Origin of the sequence: Paraburkholderia dilworthii (genome assembly GCF_000472525.1) — a bacterium.
Taxonomy (GTDB): Bacteria; Pseudomonadota; Gammaproteobacteria; order Burkholderiales; family Burkholderiaceae; genus Paraburkholderia; species Paraburkholderia dilworthii.
On record NZ_AWZT01000106.1, the window covers coordinates 1 to 5,200 of the forward strand.

At 53.1% G+C, this 5,200-nt stretch carries 3 protein-coding genes and 1 pseudogene; 1 reads left to right on the top strand and 3 read right to left on the bottom strand.

From position 1 onward, the window contains the following. Both F759_RS39785 and F759_RS0135020 read right to left on the bottom strand, forming a co-directional pair. A pseudogene (locus F759_RS39785) lies at nucleotides 1–219 on the bottom strand (IS5/IS1182 family transposase); the annotation flags it as partial. A gap of 276 nt (nucleotides 220–495) precedes the next feature. Beyond that, a complete protein-coding gene (locus F759_RS0135020) occupies nucleotides 496–1,323 on the bottom strand; it encodes a hypothetical protein (protein WP_027803862.1) in 828 nt (275 codons plus the stop codon). 578 nt (nucleotides 1,324–1,901) lie between these two features. Here F759_RS0135020 and F759_RS0135025 point away from each other — a divergent pair. Next, a complete protein-coding gene (locus F759_RS0135025; protein ID WP_027803863.1) occupies nucleotides 1,902–2,480 on the top strand; it encodes a hypothetical protein in 579 nt (192 codons plus the stop codon). A 578-nt stretch (nucleotides 2,481–3,058) separates the two neighbouring features. Here the strand turns inward: F759_RS0135025 and F759_RS0135030 are convergent. Further along, nucleotides 3,059–4,672: an AAA family ATPase gene (locus F759_RS0135030; RefSeq protein WP_084534457.1), complete on the bottom strand. Its 1,614-nt coding sequence runs from the start codon at nucleotides 4,670–4,672 to the stop codon at nucleotides 3,059–3,061. Nucleotides 4,673–5,200 lie beyond the last annotated feature (528 nt).

Sequence of the window (5,200 nt, forward strand, 5' to 3'; positions counted from 1 at the left end):
GTAACCGTAGATATAGATCTTGAGCATCACCTCCGGATGATACGAAGGCCGGCCGGTCAGCGCTGGCTCAACACCTTCAAACCCGAGCTTCTGAAGATCGAGCTCATCCACAAAGACATCCACCACGCGCACAGGATTGGTGTCGGTCACGTAGTCATCAAGCGCTTCGGGAAGGAGAAAGCTTTGCGTACGACTATCGCCTTGAATGAATCGCTTCATCGTGCTCATCCTCCGCTATCGGATGAAGAATTTTAGCGCTTCAAAAATGCGTTTTGACACACTCTGGGCCAGGAGCGGCCGTTCAAGGTCGTCGTCCAGTTTCCATGCCCGGGGTCTCCTAGGCCCTTGCTCAACGACCCCTTTGCGGCGAGCAAATCACGGGTGACACTGCCTCGATCCGGCCATGAAGCGTCATTCGCGCGCCTCGTCGCTCGGACATTCAGGCGTCTGCTCCGCTTCGGAACCGGCCACTCGATTCGCGATATAAAGCGCTGCTTATCGGCCGTCGTTCGGCCTTCCGGGAGGTTTATTGGGCGGCGGTGTGTTGGGCGGAGGCGTTTGAGTAGGTTTAACATCCAAGGTTCCGAATAGCGCTTGCACTCCTTGCATTAATCGTCCTAGCACTGCGATAACAACTGTTGTGCTGAATCCGAGCACGAAAGGAAGCAGAAGGAAGCTAGCTCGTCCCATCTGTTCCTTTGAGGGCGGTTCACTGAATTTGCTAATAAACTCCACGAAATATGGGTAGCCTACAGGAAACGTAATGACAAGGCCGAATAGACCACCTAACGCGATCCGCAGCCAAGTTAGCCGCTTATTGCTGAAGTCGAAAGTAATGTCGTTCTGAATGGCAAGCACGTTCATGCTAACGAATGCCACTGCGCCGAGTACGCCGAGGGCCGCAGCCCAAATTGCGAACCATATTGCCGAGTATCGAACCCCAGCATTCCCAAGAACAAGTGCAATCGTGCACGAAAGAATGGCTAGAAGAGCCATTCCAATCGCGAGGCGAACTATTCCGCTTGGAGCTTGTGTCGCCAAGAATCTTAGTCGAAGGTCTGGCGTCAATTGACTGTACAGTCCGTGCGAGCAGTGGTCGAACGCCTCCCATTCGACAAGGTTTGGCGGTCGCGCTTTCTTCTCATATACCAGCGAGCGCAAAGGCCCGAGGCCGGCTGTATCAGTCGCGACACCTTGCTTTAATAGGAAACTATGCACTTCTTTTAGCGCCCCCACGTCATCGATGAATTCGCGGTCGCCAATCTTAATCTCCTCGCCAGCCAAACCGGGAGGCGAAAGGGTTTCTTCACCTTCCTTTTTCATTAGTCTCCCCTTCTCCGTCGGTCGCGGGTATTTTCATTTTTAGGCGTGTCTGATCGAATAGTCAAGAAAGTGAAAGTCACGCGCATTTATGTTGTTATTTAGGTGCAAGCTGGCGGGATAAGGTTTGATAGGAATTGGTGGGGGCGCAGGTGCAAATCCCGCTGTCACAGATCGCCGTATAGGAGCGCCGCAAAGTTGACATCCGGTTGAGGCACAGCGGAATAGTTAGCCAGAAGAAGCGATAGTATTTCGTGCGAGACGGGTGAGGGCACACCGTATTCGCCCTGCCGATGTGCGAAGTCTGGCGCAGAATATGCCATCGGTGTTCGCGCCGCTTGTGAAATGCTGCCGCCTGACGTAGCGCTAGCTCGACGGCTAATAGGGTTGTTAAGCGCCTCTCGCCCTCTCTCAGAAAAGCCTCATCGGCACGACGGGCGCAGCAGCATGTCAGGACGATCACCACAAAGGCGCTACTTGACTCATGGGGTCAGCGTTCCTATAACCAACAAGACCTCCGCCTCGCCGCGTCGCGAAGGTGACAACCGTTTTGCAACGCCGGAACGTCGTGAAGGACGATCATGGGAACGCTGGATCCGATCGCAAAAATGATCGAGCATCTTGACGCACGCAAAATTTTTGTAGCTGCCGGCGCCGTCATCCTAGTTCTCGGGTTTCTCGACATTGTTTCCCTTAAGTCGGTTACCCTTCGATCTCCGCCAGCATGGCAGCAAATCGCTGTCGGTGCTGCCTTGATGGTGCTCGGCTTAGTTGCAGAGTATCGCGCTAGTTCCGTTTCGGCCAGAAGCAGCACCAAAGACCTAGACGCACGCTATGCGACTATCTTTCTCCTGCGTCATTTCGCGGCAAAAAGCGACTTCCACTGCTACGACAGGTTTTCGTATGCCCTGTACTGGTGGCACATGAACGAGAAAAAAATAACACCGACGCCGGAAAACTTTGAGCTACAGCGGACAGCATGGAATGTGGCAAGCCAAAACGCAGTGCAAAGACTGGAGAAAATGGGGCTGCTCGAAACACAGGGCGGAAACGAATGGCACATTACCGCAAAAGGTCAGGCATTGCTCGGTGATCACCACTTCATAGGTCGGAACCGTGGCGCCTTTGATCCGCCACTAGTCCCTGACCACTTTCGGTAGTCGATTTCAACGCCGAGAATTTGCTAGCGCGTGAATCCCATATTGGGCGCAAAAAAATAGGCGGGTTCCGGAATGTCGAAGTTTTGATATTCCTCTCCTATGCAGAAGCTCTTTCAAAGAAATCTGCTAATCGAACTCTTGTGCGTCGCTTTCGGGCGTAGTGCATGATCTACTACTCATGGAGAGCATGGGACGCCTCCGGCCCCGCACGTCCCGCGCGCCTTAAAGCCGCCGTTCGTTAAATTCCAAGTCCCCGAGCACGAATGGCTGTTCAGACCGAGACTGGGCCGCGCGCTGCGGACCTACCAATAGCCGTTGGACCTCAGAAGCGGCCGTTGAGGTGATGCGTGCTCGAACGGCCGTAGAGGGTCGGTAGTGCGCGCTGACGACCGGCCGGCTTTCGGGCAGCGAAATACCAATGGCCGCTTTTCGGCGATGAGTTCGAAGCGCGGATGGACTCAGCCCGACCCAAAGCGGAAGTAGCAACCACTGGAAAGCGGACGTTGAAAACCGTAGAGGCGACCGACATTTCGCGGCTCTACCGCACGGCGTCAGTGCTCACTTCTGGAACGCCGCTATCACGTGCTCGCCAGATCGGCAGCGAGCGTTCCAAATAGGGATTTCAAAAAATCGAGTGTCGCCGCATCGTCTATTAGCAATCTTCTTACAGCGCCTTCGTACTGATCGCGGGTCTGGAAGCCAAGCTTCCGAGTTATCTCCGTTAGCATAGGCGTCTCCCGCACCGGGTATCGAGCGATTATTTTTTCGACGTCTTCTGCAGCTATCGCCTGATCAAAGACGGCTACTTCCCGATTGACCGTGGCAGCCACGTCAATCGTGATGTTTATCGGAACGCCCGCAGAAATCTCCGCTCTTTTTGGCCAGTGCTTATCAAGTTCGTCCCGCAGTGTTTTCTCGACCGCGCGTTCGCTGAGGCGTTGGACGTGGGGCGCAACTGCCGCCAGAGTAGCTGCTTTAGCTGTCTGAATAAGAGTTTCGGCATCTGCCCCCGTCACTGAAGCGTGGCGGACCGCGATTTTTTTCTGCACCTCAGGATGATAGTAAATCGATTCAACTGAGTAGACAGATACCGCATAGACGCCTTTCTCTTTTAGTCGAGAGGCATCTTCTGGTGTCCTGCGATCATTATCCACAACACCAAATGCACGTAGCCAGTGAAGTTCTGTTGCCCCTCTAATCCCTGAGACAGCATGATCAACGTCACGGCAGCTAGACTTTGAAATTACTGTCACGTTTGGAAAGATGAGGCTATAAAGAGGGAGATCCAGACTGCCCTCATCGCCTTCAATGAATAACAACGTGCGGCGCGATCCAAGAATGTCCTTCTTGAGCTCCTCATCAATGTTAGATTCCGACGGAACCAGATCAGCATCCCACGAAGCGACCATTGAACCATTGTAGGCACATCCCCGAATCAGCATGGTGCGAGCGTGAGGATTGTCAAGGGGGAGCATTACATCGTGAGTTGAAACGACGAAAGCGCAGTCCCGACGTTTTGCAAACAGAAGTGTCAACAGAGGGGAGATGATTGATCTGTGAAGATGCCGCTCAGGTTCGTCAATCAGAAGCAAAGTTCCGGGGGGAACTGTAAGCACGCTTGCAGCAATTAAGAGAGCATTCCTCTCACCGTCAGAAAGCTCGGCGACGCTATATTGGGCACTGCCCGACTTGCTCGCGAGAACCTGTTCATTTTCCTTTACTGATATTTCGACTGGTATATTCGATAAACGAAGCAATTCGTTGATGATTTTTATCGGAGCGTCTTCTTTTGATAGCATTTTTGCTAGATCAATATTTCCGCCGTCTACTGCGCGGGCGATATTGCGCGCCCGAATATTCTCAGCGTCAATGAGATCGTATATTGCAATATTTGCTCGATGTGCGGCATAGTCATCTTTCCAACGTGACTCTGCACTCGCGTCGCTATTTAAAATATGGGTTTCTGTGTTTCTTTTTTGTGCGGGCGATAACGTTACAGAACTGGACGCAAACCAAGTCTGTCGATGCGCGGAAATCCGTTGGGCCTTGCCATGATGTGCGCTATAAAACCTCTGCATTAGGCTCGACTTGCCCGTCCCGTTTGCCCCCAAGACAAAAATACTTTGACCAATACTCAGCGAAATGGATAACGGCAAGCCGCCTGATGTAGGAATTGTAAAATTAAATGTCATGGCGTAGGTGGATCGGTGCGTGTGCGAAATAACTCACGACTTCGAGAGTAAGGGGCAGCAGTATCAAACGGATGCGCTCATTCGATCATGAACTGACGTTCGGACACCGATTATGCATCTTCGAAGTGCTGATCCGCAACGAAGTTACCGACGTAGGATTCGTAATGTAGATTACACCGAAACTGGCCTTGGAGCGTCCGCTACAGGGCAAAAAACTCAATGGCCGCTTCTTTAATTGGGCGGTGATGTCAAGGGCCGATCTCCGATGGTTCGGTTTCGGAAACGTCGTTTGCGCGGGTCACGCTTCTTTCCGCAGTCGGCTCATCAATCACGGCACGCTGCACGCATTGGTCGGACAGGCATGGAGAGCCTCGCTTTTGGGCGCGCTCGGGGCGCAGCAGTCAGTTGCGGCTTCTTCCAGACCATCGTCCACGCTTCGGACGCTCCCAGTGGGATCAATGTTGGTAAGCGGTTTGCATCATGCCGTCGCCTCCATTGAGCCCCAGCGGAAGTCAGATCCGTCGATCC

Bases quoted from the DNA above. Each gene is read 5' to 3' on its own strand.
- F759_RS0135025 (WP_027803863.1), top strand. From the start codon at position 1,902: ATGGGAACGCTGGATCCGATCGCAAAAATGATCGAGCATCTTGACGCA.
- F759_RS0135020 (WP_027803862.1), bottom strand. From the start codon at position 1,323: ATGAAAAAGGAAGGTGAAGAAACCCTTTCGCCTCCCGGTTTGGCTGGC.
- F759_RS0135030 (WP_084534457.1), bottom strand. From the start codon at position 4,672: ATGACATTTAATTTTACAATTCCTACATCAGGCGGCTTGCCGTTATCC.